The sequence below is a fragment of the Fusicatenibacter saccharivorans genome (genome assembly GCF_027667425.1).
GTDB lineage: Bacteria > Bacillota > Clostridia > Lachnospirales > Lachnospiraceae > Fusicatenibacter > Fusicatenibacter saccharivorans.
Genome location: NZ_JAQEGR010000005.1, coordinates 1 through 24,528 on the forward strand (window position 1 = coordinate 1; position 24,528 = coordinate 24,528).

The 24,528-nt window shown below is 38.1% G+C and carries 21 protein-coding genes; 16 read left to right on the forward strand and 5 right to left on the reverse strand.

The annotated features are described in order from the left end of the window. The coding region (locus PGS38_RS05595; protein ID WP_270476017.1) for a hypothetical protein at positions 1 to 319 on the reverse strand (319 nt) is incomplete at its 3' end. Between the two features lie 868 nt (positions 320 to 1,187). On the opposite strand from PGS38_RS05595, the gene PGS38_RS05600 reads away from it, so the two are divergent. Together PGS38_RS05600 and PGS38_RS05605 are read left to right on the forward strand one after the other, a co-directional pair. Next, positions 1,188 to 1,748 carry a hypothetical protein gene (locus PGS38_RS05600; protein WP_227094294.1) on the forward strand — a complete coding sequence of 187 codons (561 nt, stop codon included), beginning with the start codon at positions 1,188 to 1,190 and terminating at the stop codon, positions 1,746 to 1,748. A gap of 183 nt (positions 1,749 to 1,931) precedes the next feature. Continuing rightward, positions 1,932 to 2,474: a hypothetical protein gene (locus tag PGS38_RS05605; RefSeq protein WP_270476019.1), complete on the forward strand. Its 543-nt coding sequence runs from the start codon at positions 1,932 to 1,934 to the stop codon at positions 2,472 to 2,474. Between the two features lie 565 nt (positions 2,475 to 3,039). Here PGS38_RS05605 and PGS38_RS05610 read toward each other — a convergent pair. Together PGS38_RS05610 and PGS38_RS05615 are read right to left on the reverse strand one after the other, a co-directional pair. Beyond that, positions 3,040 to 4,065: a hypothetical protein gene (locus tag PGS38_RS05610; RefSeq protein ID WP_270476020.1), complete on the reverse strand. Its 1,026-nt coding sequence runs from the start codon at positions 4,063 to 4,065 to the stop codon at positions 3,040 to 3,042. A gap of 308 nt (positions 4,066 to 4,373) precedes the next feature. Further along, on the reverse strand, positions 4,374 to 5,405 hold the full coding sequence (locus PGS38_RS05615) for a hypothetical protein (protein WP_117802230.1): 1,032 nt from the start codon (positions 5,403 to 5,405) through the stop codon (positions 4,374 to 4,376). A gap of 163 nt (positions 5,406 to 5,568) precedes the next feature. Here PGS38_RS05615 and PGS38_RS05620 point away from each other — a divergent pair, with 163 nt between their 5' ends. The 6 genes from PGS38_RS05620 to PGS38_RS05645 all read left to right on the forward strand — a co-directional run bounded on the left by PGS38_RS05620 (position 5,569) and on the right by PGS38_RS05645 (position 14,652). Further along, on the forward strand, positions 5,569 to 10,839 hold the full coding sequence (locus tag PGS38_RS05620) for a hypothetical protein (protein WP_270476021.1): 5,271 nt from the start codon (positions 5,569 to 5,571) through the stop codon (positions 10,837 to 10,839). Then, on the forward strand, positions 10,836 to 11,144 hold the full coding sequence (locus tag PGS38_RS05625) for a hypothetical protein (RefSeq protein WP_117802228.1): 309 nt from the start codon (positions 10,836 to 10,838) through the stop codon (positions 11,142 to 11,144). The genes PGS38_RS05620 and PGS38_RS05625 overlap by 4 nt, the downstream gene beginning before the upstream one ends. A gap of 97 nt (positions 11,145 to 11,241) precedes the next feature. Further along, the gene (locus PGS38_RS05630; protein ID WP_117802227.1) at positions 11,242 to 11,478 is read left to right on the forward strand and encodes an extracellular matrix/biofilm biosynthesis regulator RemA family protein; all 237 of its coding nucleotides are present in this window, start codon (positions 11,242 to 11,244) and stop codon (positions 11,476 to 11,478) included. A 5-nt stretch (positions 11,479 to 11,483) separates the two neighbouring features. Beyond that, entirely contained in the window at positions 11,484 to 11,678 is a 195-nt protein-coding gene (locus tag PGS38_RS05635) for a hypothetical protein (protein WP_117802226.1), read from the forward strand. Positions 11,679 to 11,690: 12 nt separating this feature from the next. Then, entirely contained in the window at positions 11,691 to 13,877 is a 2,187-nt protein-coding gene (locus tag PGS38_RS05640; protein WP_270476023.1) for a hypothetical protein, read from the forward strand. A 1-nt stretch (position 13,878) separates the two neighbouring features. After that, positions 13,879 to 14,652, forward strand: coding sequence for a PP2C family protein-serine/threonine phosphatase (locus tag PGS38_RS05645; protein ID WP_117802224.1), 774 nt, complete (start codon positions 13,879 to 13,881; stop codon positions 14,650 to 14,652). Between the two features lie 102 nt (positions 14,653 to 14,754). On the opposite strand, the gene PGS38_RS05650 is transcribed toward PGS38_RS05645, so the two are convergent. After that, entirely contained in the window at positions 14,755 to 14,985 is a 231-nt protein-coding gene (locus tag PGS38_RS05650; protein WP_117802223.1) for a hypothetical protein, read from the reverse strand. Positions 14,986 to 14,997: 12 nt separating this feature from the next. Further along, positions 14,998 to 15,648 (reverse strand): DUF4046 domain-containing protein, encoded by a 651-nt coding sequence (locus PGS38_RS05655; RefSeq protein WP_117802222.1) that lies wholly within the window; start codon positions 15,646 to 15,648, stop codon positions 14,998 to 15,000. A 99-nt stretch (positions 15,649 to 15,747) separates the two neighbouring features. On the opposite strand from PGS38_RS05655, the gene PGS38_RS05660 reads away from it, so the two are divergent. From PGS38_RS05660 to PGS38_RS05695, 8 genes are all read left to right on the forward strand, one after another. Then, complete coding sequence (locus PGS38_RS05660) at positions 15,748 to 16,260, forward strand: hypothetical protein (protein WP_117802221.1); 513 nt, start codon at positions 15,748 to 15,750, stop codon at positions 16,258 to 16,260. Positions 16,261 to 16,339: 79 nt separating this feature from the next. Beyond that, positions 16,340 to 17,440 (forward strand): hypothetical protein, encoded by a 1,101-nt coding sequence (locus PGS38_RS05665; RefSeq protein ID WP_117802220.1) that lies wholly within the window; start codon positions 16,340 to 16,342, stop codon positions 17,438 to 17,440. 139 nt (positions 17,441 to 17,579) lie between these two features. Further along, on the forward strand, positions 17,580 to 17,852 hold the full coding sequence (locus PGS38_RS05670) for a hypothetical protein (protein WP_117802219.1): 273 nt from the start codon (positions 17,580 to 17,582) through the stop codon (positions 17,850 to 17,852). Next, positions 17,849 to 20,284: a type IA DNA topoisomerase gene (locus PGS38_RS05675; protein ID WP_117802218.1), complete on the forward strand. Its 2,436-nt coding sequence runs from the start codon at positions 17,849 to 17,851 to the stop codon at positions 20,282 to 20,284. Before PGS38_RS05670 ends, PGS38_RS05675 begins: the two co-directional genes overlap by 4 nt. A 6-nt stretch (positions 20,285 to 20,290) precedes the next feature. Next, the gene (locus PGS38_RS05680; protein WP_117802217.1) at positions 20,291 to 21,319 is read left to right on the forward strand and encodes a sigma-70 family RNA polymerase sigma factor; all 1,029 of its coding nucleotides are present in this window, start codon (positions 20,291 to 20,293) and stop codon (positions 21,317 to 21,319) included. A gap of 149 nt (positions 21,320 to 21,468) precedes the next feature. Next, positions 21,469 to 21,726 carry a hypothetical protein gene (locus PGS38_RS05685; protein WP_117802216.1) on the forward strand — a complete coding sequence of 86 codons (258 nt, stop codon included), beginning with the start codon at positions 21,469 to 21,471 and terminating at the stop codon, positions 21,724 to 21,726. A 13-nt stretch (positions 21,727 to 21,739) separates the two neighbouring features. Further along, entirely contained in the window at positions 21,740 to 22,192 is a 453-nt protein-coding gene (locus PGS38_RS05690; protein WP_270476025.1) for a hypothetical protein, read from the forward strand. Between the two features lie 720 nt (positions 22,193 to 22,912). Next, entirely contained in the window at positions 22,913 to 24,292 is a 1,380-nt protein-coding gene (locus tag PGS38_RS05695) for a TFIIF alpha subunit family protein (RefSeq protein ID WP_118640151.1), read from the forward strand. Positions 24,293 to 24,528 lie beyond the last annotated feature (236 nt).

Here is a 24,528-nt window from a genome sequence, read left to right on the forward strand (position 1 = left end):
GTAATTCATGAGTAACGTAGCAATATTTTGCGCTTACCTTATATATTTCAAAACTTTTCACTTTTTTTATAATAATTTCTTTTTTCTCCGGATCATACTGCACCTGCAGCTGACCTCCCTGCTTTTCATAAAGGGTTGCTGCATTACGACCAGAAAATTTCACTTTCACACTGTTCCCATAATTTTTCTGGACCCACTGCATGATCCGGAACTGTCCCATAGTCTGAGTACCTGTGATAGACTGCTCCGCGCCTTCCAATTCCTGATACATTTTTTGATATCGGTAGTAGGTAGCTATGCTGATCTGCATCGCAGCCATAATCTCTTCCCGGGATTTTCCTGTATTGATCAACGCCCGGAACCGACCATATTGCTGTGCCATTTTTTGGTCAAAGCTTTTCTGTTATCTAAGTCACCCAAGCATTACTACATATTGGAAACTTGAAACTTCCAATGTTGAGTTTTCTGGGGACAGGATAGGCGTTTACTTTAGTTTTATTTATGGTTCATTTCAAGACCATGCATGGGTATATTTTTACCTAAACTAAAATTAAGTTTTACAGTTATTGCTTAAAGCGCAACGCATTTTTTCGTATAATCTAGCATAATTTATAATCATCAAATATATGGTGTGTCAAATTGACACACCATATATTGTTGCTACTACTATATGCAAATAGGCTCATCTTTGAGCTGCTTATCCTTTGCCATACTTCCCTCCCCATTAAGCTACTCTATTATAGAAAGCGCCGTAATGTGTCAATACATTTTTTTTACCTTTTACCTAAAATAACAGGTGCTGACCTCTCTGTCAACACCTCTGAATGCACTGCTTTTTTGTATGTTTATATTTCACCCTCCTCTTCTCCTCTCTGACCTTAAACTTATCAATGAAGTTTTTTTACCTTTTTTCATTAAATTATAACAGGCTCTTTAACTATTTTTCTTTTCCATTGCTTAAAAAAATATTTTTGTATGTCAATTTATTCTAAATTAGCAACACCCCACATTTAATAATACGGTTTAGAGGTTATTTTGTTACATATATTTTTATATCTTTTTTATTTTCTATCTTTTTGATATTTTCTACTGTTTTTTTTGTCTACTTTTGTGAATTGACATTTTTATAAATATATTTTATTATTTCTTTGAACACTTTAAACCATAACAATATAAATAGGTAAGCGATGAAAAAAAAAATTACAAAGTTATTTTTTATATTTGTTTTTGTTTTTCTTATATTCGAGCTTTTTATTATTATATACGGAGTTTCTACAAATATAGAAGTTTGTTCGACTGATAACAATACATATACTCTTCTTTCAGAAAATATTGCTGTTAGCGGAGAAATTTCTCCTCAAGATGGAAACTATTATATTTTTTTCAATATCATATCAAAAAATGTGATTCCTTTTGCCCAAGATGATTATTCTGTTTATTTTGGTTCTGAGCTTTTCATAGACTCGTTTACAAAAACTCAATTTTATAACCTCCCTATTGATTACTCAAATTTGTTTTCTACAAGTCCGGACTCAGCCTATTTTGGTAAAATTGCCTGGACAAACACTAACACTGTTTTTACCAAAACAATTATCACCCAACTGGTATTCATTTATAAAGGAGATCAAAGCACATTCCCTGAGAATATACCAGTTACTCTAATTATTAATGAGCAGTATTATTCAATAAATCTCAAATGTTGTACCCAAAGTAACCATGTAACTATAAACTCTATAAACCCAAAGTAAAGGAGCTTCTTGTATAATTCAAATATAGGGAATTCCGAGAAAGAAGAATGAAATCTCAAACATATCGTTGGGATTTAGGCGATACAACTTTACAGTTAATTATGATGACAGGAGAAACTATTAATCCGTCTGCTACATTGGGTATAGCTGAATTTTGAATTTCAAACGAAGGGAGGCACTATTATGAAAATAAGATATGCCACAGTTTTGTTACCATTGATTCTTTTGGCTGGATGTGCATTCAATGGGGAAAATCAAAGCAGAGAACTGGATTTGAAAGGACTTTGTACAGAAGAACAGGTTTTTCAGTACGAAGATTTTAGTTGGGGAATAGATGCGGAAGAAGTTTTTAAACAAAGTTCTTTAAAATTTGATGAGAAAGATTTGGGGCAGACCAAGGATAGCGCAAAAACATATACAAGTGAAGAGGAATTTTCCCTTGAAAATGAAAAAGCGAACATGGATCTGGAATTTTCCGATGATCAGTTAAATCAAGTTTCATTTACTTTTGAGATTGAAAAAGATGCGAAAGAATGGATTCAGAAAGAAGTCGATGAACTGAATTCTTTATATGGAAGCGGAGAGACAACAGGGTTGGGTAATCAGATTTACCAGTGGAAGGGGGAACAAAATACCGTTCTGCAAGTGACTGCTTTTTCAAAAAATGATGAAAAGGCTACGGTTATTTTGAGTGTAGCATCATTCGAATATTCCGTTGGATCATAATGATGAAGAAGATGTTTCATTATGTGGCCAGTACAATTGTAGATTTTATATAAAATTATTGATGAACAAGAGAGGCATAAGCTGTCGCATTAACGTGCGGCAGCTTATTTTATTCTCCTCTCCGCCTCGAAGTGTTTGCGGGGAGTTTCTACTAAATTTAGATAACAAAAAACTGAAATCACATTGTCTACAGGAAACGGAAAAGCAGTAAACCCTAAAAAGGTTTGCTGCTTTTCTGCATTCGTTTTTAAAACTTTGGCAAATAGCGCCGATGGCTTGCAAACGTCAAACGTAAGCGCTTAAATTTCCGGTATATGTGGGATTAATAAAAGAATAGCCATAAGAAAAGGAAGCTGCCGTCTAGCAAAAATATTTGCTAATGCGGCAGCCCTTTTCTATAGTAGAGGTTTTTTGTGAGAGCTTTTTTTCGGTTGTTTAGTTTGAACTACCTTTTCCGGGGAAAAAAGTTTTTCTAATTTTGGATATGGTGGTTTTGAAAACTGTGAAAGTTCATTCAAGTATTTTTCAGCATTTAAATAAGGAATTTCATTCGTACAGGGGGGCTTTAATTTTGTGATGCAAAACTTCGAAACAGGGAAATGCATGTTTCCGGAAGGTTATCGGATATCGTTCCCTGCTCGTAAGCAATATTTAAAGAAAATAGATGTGAGCCATCCCATATAAGGCATTCGACAATCTGCATTTGCACAGAATCTACAACATACGTAGCTTTTGCAGTGGCTTTTGCATCAGAAGCCTGAAAGCTATTCATCATAAAACTTTGCTTGTCGCTTCCAATTAACTGTGCCATATCTGTTGCGGTCATAGAGGACAGACTGCTGTCATAATCCTGCATCGTTATTGTCATAGACGCATTGCTCGATTGATCCATTGCGACGATCGAATTAGATGATGTTCCTAAGACCCATGTGTCCGGGTATGCAAATTCAAATTGATCTGCTGATAAATACTGCAATGCGTAGCCGTCCGGAATGGGATTTTCTGCGTTCCAGGAAAAAGAATTCAGCATTTTTTCTATATAAGGAAGGATTTTTTCGTAAATTTCATCGTTAAATATGCAGGATAAGCGTATAATATGCTCCCGGTCCCAATAAACTTCTTCAATATAATCGTAAGTGCTATTTTTAAGATCTTGATACATCACTTCATAACTGGATGCGCTTTTTCGTGTAAAATTTTTAAAAGTTTTTCCATCTTGTGTGATTGACGCGGAGAGAGTATCTGCGGCAACGTTATTAATCGCGGGATTATACGCGAAAACCTCCATGCGTATCGTAGCTCCAGAAGGCTTGTGGATGTAAGATACAGTATCGTGGTCTATAACCTGTGTCCAATCTTTCGGAATGCTGATTGAAAAATGATATGTATTATCTGCGTAGATTTGCGTTTCGATATTGTCTTCTTCACTTGAGCTGTCAGAAAGCGTTTCCTGTTGGACGACATCTGTCGAAGTGTATACGGCCAGAGTATTGTTTTGCTTGTTTTGCCCAATGACTGCAGCAACAATAGATATGCCTAAAAAGGCGAAAAGAATTACCTTTCCATAGGTTTTGAAAAAGCCATTCTGCATAATCGTTCCTCCTCATGGCTAAATAGAGTGTATGTTTAAACGTTTTGTAAATACAAAATTCAATTTTTTAGCAGTTAAATTTTGACTTCTAAAATTGCTATTGTAATATTGTTATATTGTCATGTTTTAGTGTAATAATATATAATATATAAATTTTAACTACTAAAGTTGTTTTTTTAATTTTAAAAGTCGATTTTAGCAGTCAAAATTCGACTTCCATTCTGTTTCACTTCTTTTTCTCAAAAGCATAACTTTATCACGTTATATCATTAAAGCGAAGCTTGGATAGAAAGATACACGAATCTTAATCATCTGTTAGCGGTTAAAAGGAGCGATTCCATGTATCCCATGTTATATTGTCTCTGGTAGAAGTTGTTGAATTTATTGCTCTCATCAATGCAATCCTGAAGTTTATATTCTATTCCAGTAATAGCTGGCTGCTCTGTCTCTTCAGTACCAGACGAAGCAGTTTCTTTTGTGGAACAATCACTGTCGTTTAAAGTATGAACTGTAGTGTCTGCTATGGCATTATCCGTGTTGCTTCTTTTGGTATGTTTTTTCGAATGACGGCGGCGATAGGCATTATAATCATTTGCCCATCTGGAAATTATTTTGAGATTCATATATGTAGGTGGATATTTTTTTCGGATTTTTTCAATCTGGTATTTTATGACTTTTGCACCGTAGATATCTACCAGCATTTTGTAATCCTCCAACGGCAAAATATGACCATCGTTGCCAATTATAAGGTTTCCATCAAGAACAGGATATTCGTCAATTTTGGTGATATCCGAGTCCTGTTGTTTTACAGGTGTTTCTTTTTGAATTTTGGGGTTAGATGTTGTAGAAGAATACAATTTTTTTGAAAAAGTTTCCATAAAGGTTTGAATGAAAGCTTGCATAAAATCTGCTTGAGGTTGTTGCAAAGACAAACAATTTTTCGTGGCGTTTGACACTTCTGTAAAGTTTTCTGAGTGAGAGCTTGCAGAATCCACTTCTATGTTTGCCTTTGAATTAGTCTCTGCCAATGTGGATGGTAAAATATCACCTTGGGGTTGAATCGGTTTCCCATCAGTGCCATAAACAGAAATTAAGGTTTCTTTTCTGCGTGCCACGAAACGTTCAATTAATCCTATATCTTGGAGGCTGCGAAGCGCTTTACCGGCAGTGCCTTCTGTGCAGTGTAATAGTTTGGCTGCGTCTTTTTGCGTGCATGATATGTATTCCTGACCTGTAAGGGCTTGTGTATACAAATGCGCATACAGCAATTTTGCATCGGAAGTTAATTCACAATACGGTGCTTTGAAATAAAATTCACTAGAAATAATAATTGTTTCCATAGATAAACCTCCTTAGTACCTTTAATTTTGAACCGAGAATGTGTCCGCAAGACAAATTCATAGTTATAGTATTGAAAAAAAAGTTGAAAAAAGAATTCTCATGTACGAAAAAATTATTTAGAAGCAAATTTACCATTCTACTAAGTGTACGGAGGTGATAGATATGGCAGATAATAAGATAGAGATCCTTACTTCAAATGCCAAACAAGTTATCAATGATTATGTGCTTGGTACAGATACCGATTTTCAGAAGGTTGAAAACGCAATTCAAGAGCTTGCAGAGAATGATATTTCTACGCTTAACTGGAATTCATTGGAAAACTATCCGGATAGATCGCATGATTACCAATTTTCATATAATAATTCAGACGGAACTATAAACATATGGGATACCGAATCTGAAAGCTATCTAAGTCCATCTGAATTTTTACTAAGTGAACACTCAGATCGTCAGATGGCATGTGATCAGTATGCCCAGCATCGTCTGCAGTTTCTTGAGAACACACCTGAAGCATTAAGAGACTGTGTTTCTAACATATTTCAGACTTTAAAAGATTACCATTTGGACGTAACTATTTTGTCTGTACCTAATAAGACAGGCTCTTTGGACGGAAAGGATTTTTTCGCATTTGATGTGAGTGGAGGACGGGAACAGATTTTTCATAGCCAGACAGGTACATCGATCGGACTGAAAGAATTTCAGGAAACATTGGAACAACTGCAATTTTGGGATCATGAAGAGGATTCTACATCAGATGAGCGAATTAATCGTATTCTTGATGCAGCAGCAGATAATCCTGCGCGTCTGCGTATGGAAGTGAATTTCCTTTTTGATGATAAGATTCAGCCGAATGGAGTTGATTTTGATGAAAATGCATCAATTACATGGACAATTCGTGGAAATCATGAAACAGAGACATTTATTTTGACACGAGATCCTGATACGCATGAAATAACGGCATATGAAGCGAACCATGGAGTCTTGAATATCGAACAGTTACAAGAAGAAGCCTCCCGGATTGGCGTTGCAGATGTGTCGCTTTCCAATCGTGTTACTTCAGATGAATACACGCAGTTAGATCATATGCAGACTATGGAAAAAGCGTCAGCCAAAGCAACTATATCGGCGGTAACAATGGAACGTGGTTTGCGCGGAATGGGATCGCTGACTTGGCATATGCATGGCACAAACGGGCAGGAAGATTTCTCCTTAGATGGAAATAGAGATGGATCTCCCATTATACGGGACAAAGCTGGAAAAGAATATGATATAGATTCTATGTATAATAAGCTGGAAGACATCGGATATTTTAAAACAGCAGATCCAGCTCCCGTCGATATGTACGCGCTGCCAGCAAGAGAAGAGTTACCGACTTACAATTCGTTATTTAATTTTTTCCCTCCAGAAGTTCGGAAGAATATGGATGCAGATGAAGTAAAAGAAATACGAGCGTCCAATCCTTATTATGGCATAGTGGATGGAATTGATATGACACGTAAGACAATTCCAATCCATGTGGATAATGCAACGATTCGAAACCTCTTGGGAGAATCCTATCAAGATGCCACTATAGATCGTATGTCCGTGTCTACTCAATACGGAAATTATATCTCAATAGAAGGCGTAAAGTTCGGTATTACAGACCGTATTTATCTTGATGGCGACATCACGAAAAAGGATGGGGAAAAAGAACATATCAATGCTCAATATGCTATCCGGGCAGATGGTGTGTATGTGTATTCAATCGGTCAGGATCAGGTATCAAGTTCGCACAAAATCAGAATTGTTACTGGAAATGATGCTCCTGAGAAGATGGTTCCGTTTGATCGCCTAAGCTTATCACATCGAAAAAATTGGTTTGCAAATGATGTAAAGGCTAGGATAGAACGGTTAGAAAAAGGATCACCAGAGCGGCTGGACCAATTCAAACAAACGCCTATGTATAAAGGCTATGAAAATTATCAGAAAATACAGGAACTATTAGAGGAGTCAAAAACACTCGTGGATTCTGCAAAAGCAGATGGAGATAAGGCTATTGAAGAGTTATCTCCGGAAAAGCAGAAAGAATATGCTTTGGCCGTGCATGATTATCAGGAAGCAGTTTCTGCCGTTGAAAAAATTGTAGAAACAAAATTTGCAGCAGCGGTTAGAGATATTGTTAATAATGCGGTCGATGAAATAAAAGAGAGTGTTATGCTCGGCGGAAACATGGAGAAAAAATTTGATTTCTATCTGGATCAGAGAAATCAAACTATGGATATCCGTGATAAACTGACCGAATATCGAAACACAAAGCTAGATCGAATCCATGATTTTCAAGAGCGTTATACAAATCAAGGAAACAATATCATTGACAGTCTTGATTTTGGGCGTTTTGAAGATGCAGAAAAGGCAGTTGCAGCCTTTGGCGAATTGAGAGAAGAATACGCGGCATATAAAAAAGATTGCGCGGATGTGGAGAGAGTGCAGCCAACGATAGAAAGAGCTGAAAAATATCTTGACTTGTGCGATGCAATTATATCAAGTGCAACCAAACAGGATGCTTTTTCAAAAAGAGATATGGGACAATTTTTGGCGGATCATGGTCCGATGCAGACTTTGCGGGAATATTTATATTTTGAGGCTCGTTTCCCCATGGGATGTGATATGAGAGATTATGCTTCTGCATTGAAAGACTCTTTACGCGATGTGGACAAGCTGGAAGTACAAGAAAAGGTAGATGCTTATAACGAACGGCAGACAGATTCTGCGTATAAGCTTCATATTGGTGATGACGGTGGTATATATACCAGTTTTGGCTATCGTATCAGTTATGACTATCATGATACAACCAGAAATGTAATGCACTATTATACAGAGCGTGAAGACGGCAACACCTATATGCAGATTGATGCGCCAACATACTACTACAAAGAATCAGAAAACAAGATAACGACAGATGTCAGCAATGGACATATTCCCGTCTCTTCGAATGCCCCGCTAATTGGAAGAGAGGTCGGCGTTGATTATACCAATGCCTGGAATGCGCTGCGATATACACTTCCGGAGAGCGGGAATACTACAATGGCAGATATTTTAGAGTCTGTAAGAAGAGATTTTCTGGGAAGTAAATCAGCAAATCAATACGATTACATTCGTAAGGATATGGATGTTATTGGGCATCCGGTGGAACGTTATCGCCCGATAATTGACGATATACTAAAATCCGAAAAATCGTATACATTTGACGAAATCAAAGAAAAATTCATGGACTTAAAAGAAAACACCATGGATAAAGTTGAAAAAAATACACCAGAAAATTCCACGGCGGACTCCGAAAAGAGTGAATCTGGCATAGAAAAAAACAGACAGTATAATCTGATGACGCGGGCTGAGGTGAATTTGGAAGGTCAATTACATTTGACGCAAGAGAAAGTTGAAGCGTTAGAAGTTCAGGCAGAGAAAATAGCATCGTCCAAAGGAACAAGTATTGAAGTAGAAAAAGGAAATTTGATTCAGGAAACGTTCGAAAAAATAAAGCCGTATTTGTCCGGGCTAAAAGAATTGCAAGGGAAAATGGAGGGAATGCAGGATCGAATTGGAGATTCCCGTTTACTCCGAAGCAATACTTTTTACCAAGATTACAAAATGCAATATGATTTTTGTGCTAAAAAGGCACTTGACCTTGGTGCAGCCTATGGAAAGGATCAGGTTATTAAGAATTATATATCCAATAATGACTTAAGAATGGATCGGCAGGAGTATTATAAAACGAACTACTATACCAGTCTTGAGCAAAGAATTCTTTCGGGTGGACAAGAGGGGCTTGAAAAATATGAAACCGAAAACGGAAAGTCCTATACATATGGCACTAAATATGATCTTAGTGCTTGGGAAAAGGTAGGAAACTTTTTTGCATCTACGATATTTCGCCCGTATTTTCGCAATATTGAGAAAACGATTGATCGTGATCCTCATGCAAAAGTTGCTTACGAAACAGTCCCTGCAGTTGAAAAGCCCGAGGAAAATCCCGTTGATACTTCCTCAATGGTAAGCGGAGGAGCGCAGGGAGGCGTTACGACGGAGAATCAAGCTGCTGATGGTATGGACTCGAAAAATTCAGAAGAATCTGGAGCTTTAGCGGATGAAAAGAAAGCAGAAGAGGAGCAGCATATGGATTTAAAAGATGCGATTGAGCGTGAGAATCAGGACACAAAAGACGATGCTATGGTTGCGGAGCAGACCAGAATGGAAAGTCAGGATAACGATCAGGACAATATGACCGAGGCTGCAAATTCAAAGGATAATAGCGAATCCGTAGTGAACGGTGAAGAAGTTCATGAAAACCCGGAATCTGATGTATTGGAAACTGTTGAAATAAGCAGCGCGGATGAGGATGTGACGGCAGATTTCGAAATAAGTCAGTCAAGAGATAAGCCAGAATCTGATTCTGGTGCAATGCCAGAAAGCCTGGATGTTCAAGATAGACAGGAGGAACTGTTAATAGGGAGTGTTGGTGAAGATCATTCAGATAGTGATTCATTTTCAACGGCGGATGCTAAAAATGACACGTTTGAACCAACAACTGATGATGCAACATTAGAACGTGGGGAATCACAGGCGGAAAGCCCAGCGATAGGATCTGAAAATGCAAATAGTTTCCATGAAGAGTACAAAGCACAATTTTCTGACTGTCTTAATGCGGCAAATGCATTAGATGATGTCCTTTCACAAGCAATAGAAGACGTTTTTTCAGATGAAAATCTTGGATATATGGATATTGTAAACGCAGCCGCGGATGCAATCACAGATCATTATAATTCAGATACGCCGTATTCCGAAGCTGCTGAATCGAGTGCAGATCTCGTATATGAGGTTACTGATTTGGACGGTAAGCCAATGGATAATATGGATACGATGGCTGAAAAATTACAGCAAAATGGACTTTCTGCAGAACATGTCGATCATTTATATGAGTTGGCAAGCGACCGATATGCATCTCCAGAAGAACCGTTTGAGCAACCAGATCCATATGAAGGCTTTATGGATCTGGATTCTGGTGTGACAGATTCAGTAGATAGGGTAGATATGTCGCAATCATCATCCGTAGATGCACAGCAGAAACTGGACTTTTATGAACCAAACCAGTTTTTAGATCAAATGAGCAATGATTTGGATTCCTATGTTCAGGCTATTGAGCATGCGGAAAATATAGGAACAGATGTTCCGGATACCGCGTTATCGGATATTGTTGGCTCCAGTTTTTCCGTAGATAGCCTGAAATCAGCAATTGATTTAATAGAAGCGGAAGTCAAAAGCACGGCGGATGATGATAGAGATGCCCAAGAGACTATGGATACAGATCCTGTTTTATCGGAAGATATCCCTGAAAGTTCCATAGAGCCAGAGGTGGATGATAGTTTGGATGCAGACGAGTGGAGGCGATATTTATGATGATTCAGATTCTCTTTGTACTTGTGTTTCTAGTGTTTTTCTTTATTGGCGCAGGAATCTCTATAAAAATAATTGCAGATGCGAAACGATTTAATATTCATTTTGAAAAATGTAGAATGGAAAAGCGAAAACAAAAAGAAAAGGGATACCGAAATAAGCGAGGATCAATACATAACCGTTTTACACGCCGGGAACCATATACTGATTTTATATGTATGACAGAAGGAAAGAATTCAGAAGCTCATGTGAAACATGCTCGTGAAAAAGAAGATTCTGCATATCATTATCCTAAAAAGGATGACTAAAATAGAACTGGGCCAGCATTGTCTGGTCCAGTTTTGTATCTAATTTTGAGAACAATTTTCAATACTATATATATCGGAATAGAAAGGAGGAAATGGTATGCAAAACATTAAGGTATCAAAAGATTGTTATATTCCAAAAGATAACATCAAATTATACATAGCATATGATAGTAATGCTGTGCGGAAAGATGTTCGTATCAAAAGAAAACAGGGGCTTATATACGACTATACAAATGGGAAAAAAACTATGTCGGTTATATATCTTAAAAACGGGGAGCTGGTATTAACCCCTGTTTCCGTAGATACATTGAATCAGCGAATGGAAAAGGAGTGATTGATTTGAATGATTTTTCAACTTTGATTGCGGCTGGCGCGGCAGGTCTTATGCTGGGAATTGTGTCTCCAGTGGCATACTTAAAAGTTCGAAGAAAAAAGAAAAAATATCAGTTCAAGTCAGAACCTGTTTCTAAGAAGATTACGGCGGACCGCAGGTATCTGAATGGCAGGCGTGATCACTCAACAGAGGAATACTAGAAAGGAGTTAAAATGCAGAAAAAAATTGCACGCAAAATAGCATCAATAACGGCAGTCAGTTTGGCTTCTGGACTAATAACTGTTCCGGCAGGGGCCAATGCGGATCTCACGCCAAATTTGCAGATTATGCAGAAGACAGAGATAATAAGCGACGAAGCGTTAGATCAATCATATCAATATGATTATCAATCAGATGGGAACGATCAAAAATTTACGCAGGTCGAAACGTCGTGGGATAACGCTTTCGTGGCTAAGAAATTAGTCGTTGGAGATTGGAAAAACTACGATGGAGATGTCGTTGTTTCGATTCTTAAAGATGATGGAATGGAATATCAGCTTCAAACGACCGAAAACGCTCAAGTCGAACTTTCTGATTATGGAGAAATTTCAAGCATCAAATTGCAGCCGGCAGGTGAAATTGCAAATTCAGATGCTTCAATGTCAGGGATGGTAATTGATGGCGACATTGATATGTCACAAGCGTCTGATACTGTAGAATTAAAAGGGACTATTCGGGAATCAGAAGACGGGGAGAACTTCACATCAAAGGTAGACGAAACAGTCTCAGCAACGGTTTTGAAAACGAGTTATAAAATTGAAACACCAGTATGGAAAACAGAGCAGGACAAGCTTTCTTACGGTCAAACAGCCAAGGTGACATTGGATGGTTTGGCTGGAACCGGAACAGCAGAACTTTCCAGCTATGAATGTCAACTGATCATCCCAAAAGGAACAGAAATTGAGCAGATTGATCTTCCAGAATTTGAACATGCAACAAGTACACTATTTGTTGATGGGAAAGAATATACGGAAGGAATCATTACCTCTGATTCCAAAGTTCTGTTACAAATTTGTCTCGAAAAGGACAATAATAGTTTGATTGAAGACGACAATAGTCAAGATGAAGACAACAATAGTCCTGCATATGACTTCAAACAAACAAAAAGTTTGTCACTGTTATTAAAAAACATTCAACAGGATGCAAAAAGTGAGGATGTTTTGATCCAGGCATACGTAAAAGCGGTCTATGGTGATGATCAGGAAGTAAAAACAGAAGCCTCTCAAAAGATACAGCTTATTTGTGAATATCAGATGGAAAGTCCAAAAGTTTCCAGCTCAGCCACAATAATTCCTGGACAGGATGATGTACAACTTACATTTAATAATATGAATGCAACAGCGACAACATCTGTCACGGGTTATGTGGTAGATTTTTATATTCCATCTGATTTGACAGTGGAAACAATACGTGTCCCGGAATTTGTTGATTCAGAGGGAAACTCCGTAGAACGTTTGATTACAATTAATGGTCAACATCCCAGTATCTTGAACAAAACCATTTTTTTATACGATAAAATAGGTTCTTTTCAAATGGTCGTATATACAAAAGATGGCACGTTTTCGCAAAGCAGAGATATGGTAATCACTGCAAGCAATCAAACTTCTTCTGAAAAAGAGATTGAAATCAAAGCTGTTGCAAATGGATATTATGCAAATAATCTTGTCCAAACGGTAGAATCTAACATTCAAAAGTTGACCTTACAGAAGGTTGTTACCCCGCCGGCTCCAACACCAGAGCCGACAATTGAGCCAACGGTAACACCAGAGCCAGAGCCGGAACCAACACAGACTCCGACACAGGCTCCGGAACCTTCCCCAAACCCGACAACTACACCGATACCAACACCAACGATTACGCCGGAACCAACAACAGTACCAAGCGAAAGTGATTCTGTCAAAAAAGAGGCTGCAAACCTGAAGCCACTCACACCAAATGTATCAGTTTCAAATACAACATCGGGTGATACGTTAAAAGCTGAAAAGAAGCAGGAAACAAACGATATTGTGGATAAATTGCGTCCGACTGCTACTACTGCGGTACAGGAAACTGCAGTTACAGATGATTTTTCGAATAAGCAAACTTCTGAAAAAACTGAAAGTTCTTCTGACGCTGCAAGAGTTACAACAGCCCCGGCAGAAAAAATTGAAAAGACAAGCCCAGAGAAAGTAAAAGATGCTGTAGAAGAAACGGTAAATGAAAACAGAGGAATACAAGTATTATTAATATTACTTGTGATTATCGGCTGTGGAATTGCAGTTCTTATAGGCATGTTTTTACACTTTACTCGAAAGAAGAAACATCTTTTACATCTCGAAGAAAAAATGAATGACTCGAAAAATGTAAAAGGGGATTCTTAATATGCCAAAATATATATGTGGTGCGACATCAGACATTGGGGTTGGACGAGAGCAGCAGGAGGATTTTGTGCAATTCTGCGAGCTTGATGAGGAAACATTGTTGTGCATCGTTGCGGATGGAACAGGTTCTATGCCGCAGCGACCGCAACCAGCATCTATTGTTGCTATGGACATAATTGAAAACATCAAGGATTCGTTTGGGAAAAAACCGGATTTGCTAATAAAGTATCCGAAATTTTTCCTCGAAAAGGCTATGAATGATGCGAATCGGATTTTGGGAGCATTTCAAATGGGAAATGAAGAATTGTTTTCCGGTTATTCGGCAAGTGTAACATGCTGCTTGTTTTTGCCGGACCGCAAAATAGCAATTGGACATAGCGGTAATACCAGGCTGTATATTATCCGCAATGGAAAAGTCAATCTGATTACTCATGATCATACGCAAGCGTACGAACTATTACAGGAAGGGAAGATTGATAGCGAGACATATTATGTGCATGACGGAAGATTAAAGCTAACCAGTGGAATTGGAAAGATCATTAACCCGCGGATTGACACAATTTCCGGAAAATTGCAGGAGCAGGATTTGGTATTGATGACTACAGATGGAATCCATTATGCATTGCGCCCGGATGCAATGTCTGAGATCATCCTAAATTCGCCACCGGAGGGGACGGAAGCTACCAATGCACTTGTTAATGCAGCTAAAAATATTGTTAAATATCCTGACAATATGTCCGCAATGCTGATTTACATGCCATCTGGTTTTCTGTAAATGGATAGTAAAAGAAAAGCTCCCTACGCTTAAATTAGGGAGCTTTTCTCTACTATAGCTATCCATCAGAACATGTTTCTGACGTAAAAAAGTCATATGGCATTATTTTTGGTACTTTTTCATGATTTCCTGTAAATCTTTCGGGTCGAACGTTTCCAAAAGTTGTTGAGACATAATATGCATAATAATCAGAACCGTAAAGTAAAAGGAAATTTGGCCTGTGCGTTTTGATGCCGAACTTACAGAAGTGATGAAACGAGAAATTAACTTTTTGGCTGCCCGCACTTCACTTGGATTAAGCTGTATAGCCGTGTCCTTGAGATGAATGATCATATATTTCCTCCGTTATGTTCCACTATTCAAACTGTATTGGTACGAATAATACTCATAGAAAAAGTCGTTCTGCATTTCACTAGGAAGTGTATTATGAAGAAGTTCTACGGGATTTTCGTATAGATTACGAATAGGCTCTATTAACTTGTGTTCTTTGGCAAAATGGCAGAATTTGCGTTTGTCTGCGAAAAAACCATACAGTTCTTCCACTGAATGAAAGTTTCCAAAGTGATTTAACGCATAGGCAAGGCAAATTTCCAAATTGTATTCTGCGTCTCCAGATAAGAAAAAATTTTTGGGAAATTTTTTGAGTTTTCCCTGTAATACTTTTTCGTAGACAAACAAAACCTGTTTCCGTTTGGAGATACGAATCTGTTCTGGATACACAAAAGCAGCAAGGTAGAAAAGATCTGTCTCTGGATTGCATTCGGATGGAAAGTCGATTTGATGAACAATTCTGGTTAAATGCAACTGTTCGGCTATCTGAGGGGTTAAATAGTCACGGACTTGTTCAGGCGTCCATTCTAAAAGCTCTTCAAAGATGAAACGTAAAATTTGTTTTGCTGTAGTCTTTTCTCGCAAACGGGTTAGGGATAATTGAGAAAATTTTTGAGTATTCCCTAATAAAATGCCTTCATACTCAACAAAAAGTGCATAATTCATAGTTTATGAAACCTCCTTCGTTTTTTCCCTTCAACTTATAGTATTAGAAAACAAAAAACAAAAAACGAATTCACGTACGACAGAAAGGAAATTTGAGTAATGACGAAAAAGAAAATTATTTTATGTGTCACAATAATCGCATTAAGTATTTTGGGGATTTTTGCATTTAAAAGTTTTCAAAAATACCAGAAACAATATACTGGAAAACAATGGTATGAACGGCAAAGCGACTATATTAATGATTTATCTGTATATGCGGGTGAAATGGATGACATTTTTTCTCTCTATATTGCCGAAAGCATTTCTGAGGACGATTTCTTGAATCATGTTAGTTTGCTGCAAAATCAATTAAGCGTAATTCAGGTTAGCTATCAACAGGAAAAGGAAAATCATCCTGTAAGAACTGGATCTTATACATATAATCAGAAATATGCTTGTGAAGGTGTTGAGGAGACATTGACGCATCTTCAGGAGATCTTAGATATGGCTCGTGAAAATAGTGGAGATGTTACCACACTCGCGTACAAATATTTGGCGTTACACCAAAATATCATTGATTCCATGTCAAAATATACAGCAGCACAAACGGCCATTGCCGCCGGAAATCCCTAAATTGTTATGGGATTGATTTATGATACTATAATCGAAAAGTGTTAACCGCGGTATAGTAGTTTAGGAAAGGGGAAGATTTATGAAAAGTACGAGGATATTGCCTTCTGTATTAATTATTGCAACGGTGTTGCAAACATCTAATGTGTATGCACTTAACCAAGAAGCTTCTGCTAATGTATCAAGTGTGGATAGCACTGAAATAGCACGAACATTGCAGACGTTAAAGGCAGACTATATGGATACTATTGTGGATACGGATGATTTTCAGTCCATGTATCAACAGGTTCAGAATCAGATGGCTTCGACAGAACAGCTTGATCTTGCTGAGTATTATGCTCAAAATTATGAAATTACATTTCCAACCGAGAATCTATATGATTTATCGGATGTAGATATCGCAAGTGGCTATGATAGTTCGGCCACAAATGCGCAGTATATTTCTCTGGCTTCGCAATGCATGAATACGTATAGTGATTATGTGGATGCAAGCGGGCAATCCGGAAATAGCATGCAACTCTTTCAAAGTCAATTTGGAGATGTAACGAAAGAATTATCTTTATCAACGCCTACCTTGCCAGAAGGCTATGATATGTCACATCTGGTTAGTAGTGCAGCCTCCAATGTGAGCGATATCTATAAGGATGCTTTGTCAAGTTCTGGTGTTTCTAGTGTCAAAGACAGTATCAATACACAGTGGATTTTTCAAAAGGCGGCTTCTGGACCCGATGCGTATTCAATACAATCATATTCAAAATTGAGTAAAATGAATAGCGGCGGACAGGAAGCACAGAAAACCCAGAAAGATTTATTCGACAAGGCGACAGAAGCCAATCAGAACATTTATAACAATCTGAATACCGATTTGACTCAGAAAACCCAAAAAGAGCTATTAAAGATTGTAGATACCGATTCGTCGGTGTTGTTTGCCGGATCAGACAAACAGGCAGCTAAAAATCAGCTAAAACAAATCAAGCAGGCTACCAATGCCAGCGGTAAGATTACACGAAAAGTCAATGCGATTACAGATGCGGCATCTGATTCTTGGAATAGACTAAAAAATAATGTAACTGCAAAATCCGAAGACGAGATAAAAGAAGCACTGCAATCAAATGTAGAAGCAAACAAAAAAGATAAGTGGGGACTTTGTGGAAAGAAATCCATCACAGGTTTTATTAATTAAGGAAAAGCGCTAACAGTCGATTTGATTGTTAGTGCTTTTTTTTCGTACGTGAAAATTGGAATTTGATAAATTTTGTAATTCTAAATTAAGGAAATAGCTATTTTCCTTTGAATTTCTCATTCTAATAGGGAGGTGTAAAATGTCAAAAATTGTTTGCACGTATGAAGATTACGATAAAATGTGCGAAAAATTTCGAATCATGAGGTTTCAAGCAGAAGATTACGCTCCGACTTTGTGGGATTTTTCAGAATACATTGAAAAAAATCCAGCAAAATATATTGATTTTCTGATCTGGATCGATGTTACTGGCATCACAACAGAAGAAAATAAAGAAGCTCGGAAAATGGTTCGTAAATTTTTATGTGAAAATTTGGTTTTGGTTGATTCTTTGGAAACGGAGGAAACAAAATGATTGCGATTTATGCAGAAAAACCAGATATGGGTACTAAAATCGCGGCGGCATTATTCGGGATTCCGTTGGAAAATGGTGTAGTGGTAACATTCAGCCAATTGGAAAAATACGAACGTCAGATCAAGGCCCAACGGACTAAAAATGGATATTTTAAAATCCGCTATCAGGGGCAGGAAGCTTATGTTACTTGGGGATATGGGCATATGTGTACGCTCAAGGAACTTCCGGACATTGATATACGGTATCAGAATTGGAAAAATATTCCATTACCATATATTCCAGACCATTATGAGCTTAAATTGCTTGGCAACAATACGAAACAGTACAACGTCATAAAAAACATCTTCAATAAAGCAAATCATATTATCTGTGCGACAGATAGTGATCGTGAAGGTGATTTGATTATGGATTATTTGTATCGCTATATGCAGTGTAATACTCCATACTCGCGGGCTATCTTTCATGAACAGTCCCAGGAATCTTTTCAAAAGGCTTTTTTACCTGAAAATCTGGTTAGCAGTACAGATCGGTTATCTGTTATTGAGTCCGGAAGAGCGCGTTCAACAGGAGATTTCATCGTTGGAATGAATCTTACAGTCGCCTGTACACTTAAATATCCGAACAATGGGGTACTGTCAATTGGGCGTGTACAAACAGCGGTCCTGAATATGATTGTGCAACGGGAAAATGAGATACATGATTTTAAGCCAACCCCTTATTTTGTCCTTCAGGGAAAATTTGCGACACAAAAGGGAATCCAATATATCGGAACCCATGTATCACAAAAAATTCCAAACGCTCAGGAAGCACATGAATTATTAAGTAAGCTGCAGAATGGATCACATGTTGGTGTGATATCCAATCTGCACACGGAGCAGATCAAAAAGAAAAAGCCATATTTGTACGATCTGTCCACACTGCAGATGGATGCCAATAAAAAATATGGATTTTCACTGTCTAAGACACTTTCGTTGGCACAGAAGTTGTATGAAAACGGATATATAACATATCCACGTACAGATTCCGTCTATCTGCCAGATGATATGGGGGAAGAAATGCAGCGGACCATCGACCATTTGATGTCTCTTACAGTGTATTCTGAGTACAACACTGGAAGAAGAGTAGATCCCTTAGACAGACATTATTTCGATAGTCATAAAGTTTCCAGCCATTATGCTATTGTACCAACCCCCAAAGCGGGAATGCCTACTGGTGATGAAGGAAAACTATATGACTTAATTGCGAGGTCTGTAATCTGCATGCTGTTCCCGGATGCGGTATTTAACAAAACAAAATTTCAGACAGTTGTTGAGAATGAAGTATTTGAAACAACAGGAATGACGTTGGTGTCGGCAGGCTTTTTAGCTGTTCTTGGTGTTCCAAAAGATAAAATTATCCCAAATGTTAAGAATGGTGAGATAGTTACCGCTGATTTCGAAGCGTTAAAAAAAGAAACGGAACCGCCTAAACGTTATACAGACGCAACTCTGCTGAACGCAATGATCAATTGCGGAAAAACATTAGAGGATGAAGAGCTGCGTAGGCTCATGGCTGGGAAGCCCGGGGAACGTCCGCTAGGATTAGGAAGACCTTCCTCACAGGCATCTATCGTCCAGACGCTGGAAGATAGACAATACATAGAAAAGAAAGGCAAGACAATCATTCCAACTACAAAAGGAATAAATTTGATTGCATGTTTTCCTGTTCAAGAACTAAAATCGGCCGTTATGACAGCGCAATGGGAAAAACGGCTTGATGATATAGAAAATGGAATGGATTCTTATGAATCTTTCCTCAGTGACTTACAAGCATCTGTTCGAAACTGGACAAATCAAGTTATAACAGCCCCTATAAATCCTATTTTAGGCGCTGGGAAAGAAGGAAAAATGACAGATTACACATGCCCTATATGCGGTAAGAAAATGGAAGAATATTTGAATATGTATGGCTGCTCCGGCCATAAAGAAAAAACTTGTGATTTTAAAGTTCCCAAAAAGGTTTGCGGAGTAACATTAAAAACCGCAGATCTGGAACTTTTATTCAAGGAGGGACAGACACAGACAATCAGAGGATTTGTGTCAAAAGAAAAGAAAAAATTTAATGCACGGCTGATCGTTGATCGTGAATCCGGAAAGGTAAAATTCTACTTCCCGCCGGCAGAAGAAACTGAATTAATTTGCCCATTCTGCAACAAGTCGTTGAAAAAGTATGATTGGGGATATGCTTGCCCAGATCGTTCCGGATGCGGCTTTCATTTAGGAACAAACGTTTGTAAACACGAGCTGACAGAAGATGAGGTTCGTCAGATCCTTGTTGATGGCCGAACGGCTAATTATATTTCTTTTGTGTCGAAAAAAGGAAATAAATTCCGTGCAGCAATTGTACTGGACAGGGATAGCAAGCAGACAAAATTTGAAACGGAAGAGTGGTAAGAAATTATGGAAACGAAGGAAAATATGGTAATCACCTCAAGATTGCAGAAGATCTATGAAGAACAGTCTTCTTTTGAACAGTTTAGGAAAAGCTGTATCAAAGAGGGAATTGATGAAAAACAGGCCGAGGTTATTTACTTTAAGTTTGTGGAGCAGGAAAATGCTTCTTCTGATGATACTTTATTAGAGGACGATTTTGATTTAGATTGCACTGATTCTGTTAAGATGTACCTGAACGAACTTGGAAATGATCCTCTTTTGAGTCTGGAAGAAGAGCAAGAACTTTTTAAAAGGTATGAGGCCGGAGACGCTGAGGCAAGGGATAGGATTATTCGTTTTAATTTACGTCTGGTCATAAGTGTTGCTAAACGCTATGTTGGAGGTTCGAATCTTTCCATTATGGATCTAATTCAAGAAGGAAATATGGGACTCATGAATGCGGTCACCCGCTTTGATTACAGGAAGGGATATAAGTTTTCCACTTATGCGACTTGGTGGATTCGACAGGCGATTACACGGTCTATCTGTAATGACAGTCGTACAATTCGTATTCCGGTCCATCTCTTTGATAAATTTAATCAAGCTCGCAGGATGGAAATTAAATTGAGACAGGAACTGCAGCGAGATCCAAAAGAGAGCGAAATTGCAAAAGCTCTTGGAATTTCTGAAGAGGCCTTAGCTGCGTTAAGAAATTATCAGCAACAGCCGGCATCCTTGGATTTACCAATTGGTGAGGAGGAAGATACTTCGATCGGAGATTTTGTCCCGGCTACAAATATGCAGTCAAATCCTGAAAAATCCGCTGTCTATTCATCGTTGTGTGATGCATTGGAAAAAGCAATGGATAGTTTAACAGAGCGTGAGAGAGCCGTGTTGGAAATGCGATATGGTCTTAACGGCGAAAAGCCACAGACATTAGAGGAAATTGGCTCGAAAATGAACGTCACCAGAGAACGAATCCGTCAGATCGAGGCAAAAGCCCTCATGAAAATGCGTTCTCCGCGAAGAAAAGCATTGTTAAGAGATTATTTATAATGGATATCCAAATAAGCGAGACTGTAAAAGGTTTCGCTTATTTTTTTTCGCCTTTCTAATTCTATGAATATCAGATCAAATAAACGATGAAAGGAGTATCGAAACCTATAAGATCTGAAATACATTTTGTCAAAGAGAGGACGACTTTAATGAAAAAATTCAATGAAAAATTTAATGAAACATTGGATACTTTAGGAGAAATTGGATATTGGTTAGGTGTACGGTTCGAAAGATACATCGAAGAAAACAAGGATGATATTTTGGAATTATTAGGGATCTTGGGTGCGTTTTTCGTTATGTGGTGGATTACCGTAGCTATTGAGGCGGATAAGATCTTTAAAGCTATCTTGATCATGGTGATCGGTTACTCAATTGTGATGCTTTACGAAAAATGTATTCATGAATGATTGGAGGAATTTTATGGATTGTTACAATTTTTCAAAAGGAAGTTTTTATTTCAATCTGTTTCAGGATTTTAACAAATTTTTTCGTGAAATGTATACTTCCGAAGATTCAAATGCTTTATTCTCCCAATATTCAGAGAAGTTTATCCAGTTCTACCCGGGAGACTTCTCCTTTGATCTGTTATTTGCACTTGGGCGAGTAACGGAGCAGAAAACATGGAAGACAATTAGCCTGGAACAGTATGTTGACTTTTTTAAGGAATATTATGTTTTATTCCGGAACATGCTTGGACGGGTACTCACGAGCTGCCAATCCAGTGAATCGTTTTGTAAGATGGCATATGATGGCTTGGAAGTTTTGTGGCAGAAGTATCGTGGAATCCAAACAGAAAAATGGCAATTTGGCGTAGATATGCTTGCTGCTGCTACATTTGAATTTGATCGTGCATGTAGGCGTATATGCGCTTAGAAAATCTTTGAGGAGGATTTGCCACCAGATGGCTACGCTGGGAATGATGTTTGCATGGAAGCAAAACGCAATTAAGTGAAATACATGACAGCCTGGGAAATCTCCCAGGTTGTTTTTTTTGCCTTTGATTATAGTCCTACTAAAAACTATAGTCTAAAATAATACAATAGTCTTATATTAGACCATTTTTTTGAATTTAGAACTGAAGCAAGAATTTGCTTTATCTATAGACGTTTTTGAAAGACCTTGTTTATTAGGGATAATATAGGACTCCCTCTAAATATGCCAAAAAAATAAGAAAAATCCAGTAAAAATAGCCTAAAAAAATATATTATCCTACCACTTTCCAACACGAAAGCATTATTTAGCGACCTCTGGCCTATATTTTTCCCTAATTTTGTTACCTGGGATTATCTGCGGACCGTAAAAGGTCATTTTTGAGATCTGGTACATGAAATTCATTAGCAAATTTCAAATAATTATCTGCTTTATTGTCCCAAGTGATTCAATTATCGTCCCTTACGATACAATAATAGTCTTATCTTGTACTATAAAACAATAAGATGATTGTAATTCCGTTGTAGCCGCGGTATAATAAAGAACAGTTTGGGTTACCCGAGATATCCCAATTTTTTCATACGTGAAAACGCAATAGAAATCTTTTTTGGAATACCATATATAACCGAAATACATCCTTAAGAAAAGAAAGGAGATCTTTTTATGAGAAAACGAACGCAAATGTCCTTATTGGTTATGACAGGATTATTGAGTACCGGATTGGGAGGATGCGGGACTCCGAAAACGCAGACTGCTCCAGAAACAGGTAATTCTGAATCCCAGAGTGTTTCCAGTTCTTCCATTGTAAAAGAAAGCCATTCCGTTGTGGATTCCTCTGAAGATATTATCACTGAGGATAATTATACTGAGGAAGATATCAAAGATGCAGTATCTGGAATTCATGATCTGTATATTTTACAAAGCGCTGATTCTCCAAACCTGCTGCATGGAATTTGTTATGATAAGGATATTGTAAATTCCATTTCTGCCAGTGGTTCAGGGATTGATTTAGAAAAAGTTGGGGAATATGAAGTAAAATATGAAGTAGAGATAAATGCAGAGAAGCTGGCTGAATATTTGTCCTCAAAAGAAAACCCGAAGGCAACCCCGGGAGGAGCCAAATATACCACCAATACAAACCCTGTTATTACCATTACCCAGAAAGTATCTGTTGTTTCCGAAACAGAAGCCGAAAAGCTGGCTGATAAAGATACGGTAGTAATTGGGTCCAAAGATGAGATCTGCAAAAAGAGCGATGGAACTGAGGTTGAAGAAAAGACAGAAATTCCGGAGTCCTGTAAAAAAAAGGGAACTACATCAGTTTCGGCTGATTCGGGAAAAGAAGTTTCAAATACGGTAACAACCTCTGACAAAAAACAGGAATCAAATACTTCCGAAAAGAAAGAAGATACAAAGAAAGCATCGCCTACACCTACGGATAAGCCAAAGGAAGAAGCCCAAAAGGATACGGAGTCCCAAAAGAATACCAGCGCAAGCACTAAGACGACCCCGACTCCGACCAAGAGTGTCCCGAAATCTTCTTCAACATCAACGCCTGCTCCAACCAAGAAGCCAAGTACCCCGGCAACGACTGCTGCTCCAACTAAGGCTCCAACCGCCACACCTGCTCCGACTAAGGCTCCTCATGAACATAATTGGGTTGAGCAGTATACGACCGTAAACATCCCAGCGAAAACCCATACCGTCCATCACGATGCAGTATATCAGACAATCCACCATGATGCGGTTACCCATGAGGAACCAATTTATGAATACCATCAGGTATGCAATGTATGTGGGGAAGATTTTGGATATGGTCCAGATGCAATCGAAGCTGTAGGTGATCATTCGGCTGTTACGGATCATAGCTATAGTTCACAAAAAGTTTGTGTTGGAAGCACAACGGTTACGGATCAGGACGCATATGATGAACAGAGATTGGTTAGCGAAGCATATGACGAAACAATTGTAGACGAGCAAGCCAGAACTGAGCAAAGATTGACTGGCTATAAGTGCAGTGGTTGCGGAGCTACTAAAAATTGATATTTCTAGTCGCTGACTTGTCCTTTCCCCCTCTTTGAGGAATAAAGCGCCCAAAGATGTTCGAATAGCTCATTTGCTTCCTTTCGGTTTGGAGCAGATGCCTTCTTTTGGCTGACTGATGATTTGATATTCTCTGCCGCTTCGAATTCATGCTTCGTGTCATCCGGGCCAGATGCACAACAATTATTTTTTACACTGTTTTTGTTTGATCTGTTTTTGTTAGTATACTTGTTTCC

Coding starts and splice junctions, on each gene's coding strand:
- PGS38_RS05600 (WP_227094294.1), top strand. CDS start 1,188: ATGAAAAAAAAAATTACAAAGTTATTTTTTATATTTGTTTTTGTTTTT.
- PGS38_RS05605 (WP_270476019.1), top strand. CDS start 1,932: ATGAAAATAAGATATGCCACAGTTTTGTTACCATTGATTCTTTTGGCT.
- PGS38_RS05610 (WP_270476020.1), bottom strand. CDS start 4,065: ATGCAGAATGGCTTTTTCAAAACCTATGGAAAGGTAATTCTTTTCGCC.
- PGS38_RS05615 (WP_117802230.1), bottom strand. CDS start 5,405: ATGGAAACAATTATTATTTCTAGTGAATTTTATTTCAAAGCACCGTAT.
- PGS38_RS05620 (WP_270476021.1), top strand. CDS start 5,569: ATGGCAGATAATAAGATAGAGATCCTTACTTCAAATGCCAAACAAGTT.
- PGS38_RS05625 (WP_117802228.1), top strand. CDS start 10,836: ATGATGATTCAGATTCTCTTTGTACTTGTGTTTCTAGTGTTTTTCTTT.
- PGS38_RS05630 (WP_117802227.1), top strand. CDS start 11,242: ATGCAAAACATTAAGGTATCAAAAGATTGTTATATTCCAAAAGATAAC.
- PGS38_RS05640 (WP_270476023.1), top strand. CDS start 11,691: ATGCAGAAAAAAATTGCACGCAAAATAGCATCAATAACGGCAGTCAGT.
- PGS38_RS05645 (WP_117802224.1), top strand. CDS start 13,879: ATGCCAAAATATATATGTGGTGCGACATCAGACATTGGGGTTGGACGA.
- PGS38_RS05650 (WP_117802223.1), bottom strand. CDS start 14,985: ATGATCATTCATCTCAAGGACACGGCTATACAGCTTAATCCAAGTGAA.
- PGS38_RS05655 (WP_117802222.1), bottom strand. CDS start 15,648: ATGAATTATGCACTTTTTGTTGAGTATGAAGGCATTTTATTAGGGAAT.
- PGS38_RS05660 (WP_117802221.1), top strand. CDS start 15,748: ATGACGAAAAAGAAAATTATTTTATGTGTCACAATAATCGCATTAAGT.
- PGS38_RS05665 (WP_117802220.1), top strand. CDS start 16,340: ATGAAAAGTACGAGGATATTGCCTTCTGTATTAATTATTGCAACGGTG.
- PGS38_RS05670 (WP_117802219.1), top strand. CDS start 17,580: ATGTCAAAAATTGTTTGCACGTATGAAGATTACGATAAAATGTGCGAA.
- PGS38_RS05675 (WP_117802218.1), top strand. CDS start 17,849: ATGATTGCGATTTATGCAGAAAAACCAGATATGGGTACTAAAATCGCG.
- PGS38_RS05680 (WP_117802217.1), top strand. CDS start 20,291: ATGGAAACGAAGGAAAATATGGTAATCACCTCAAGATTGCAGAAGATC.
- PGS38_RS05685 (WP_117802216.1), top strand. CDS start 21,469: ATGAAAAAATTCAATGAAAAATTTAATGAAACATTGGATACTTTAGGA.
- PGS38_RS05690 (WP_270476025.1), top strand. CDS start 21,740: ATGGATTGTTACAATTTTTCAAAAGGAAGTTTTTATTTCAATCTGTTT.
- PGS38_RS05695 (WP_118640151.1), top strand. CDS start 22,913: ATGAGAAAACGAACGCAAATGTCCTTATTGGTTATGACAGGATTATTG.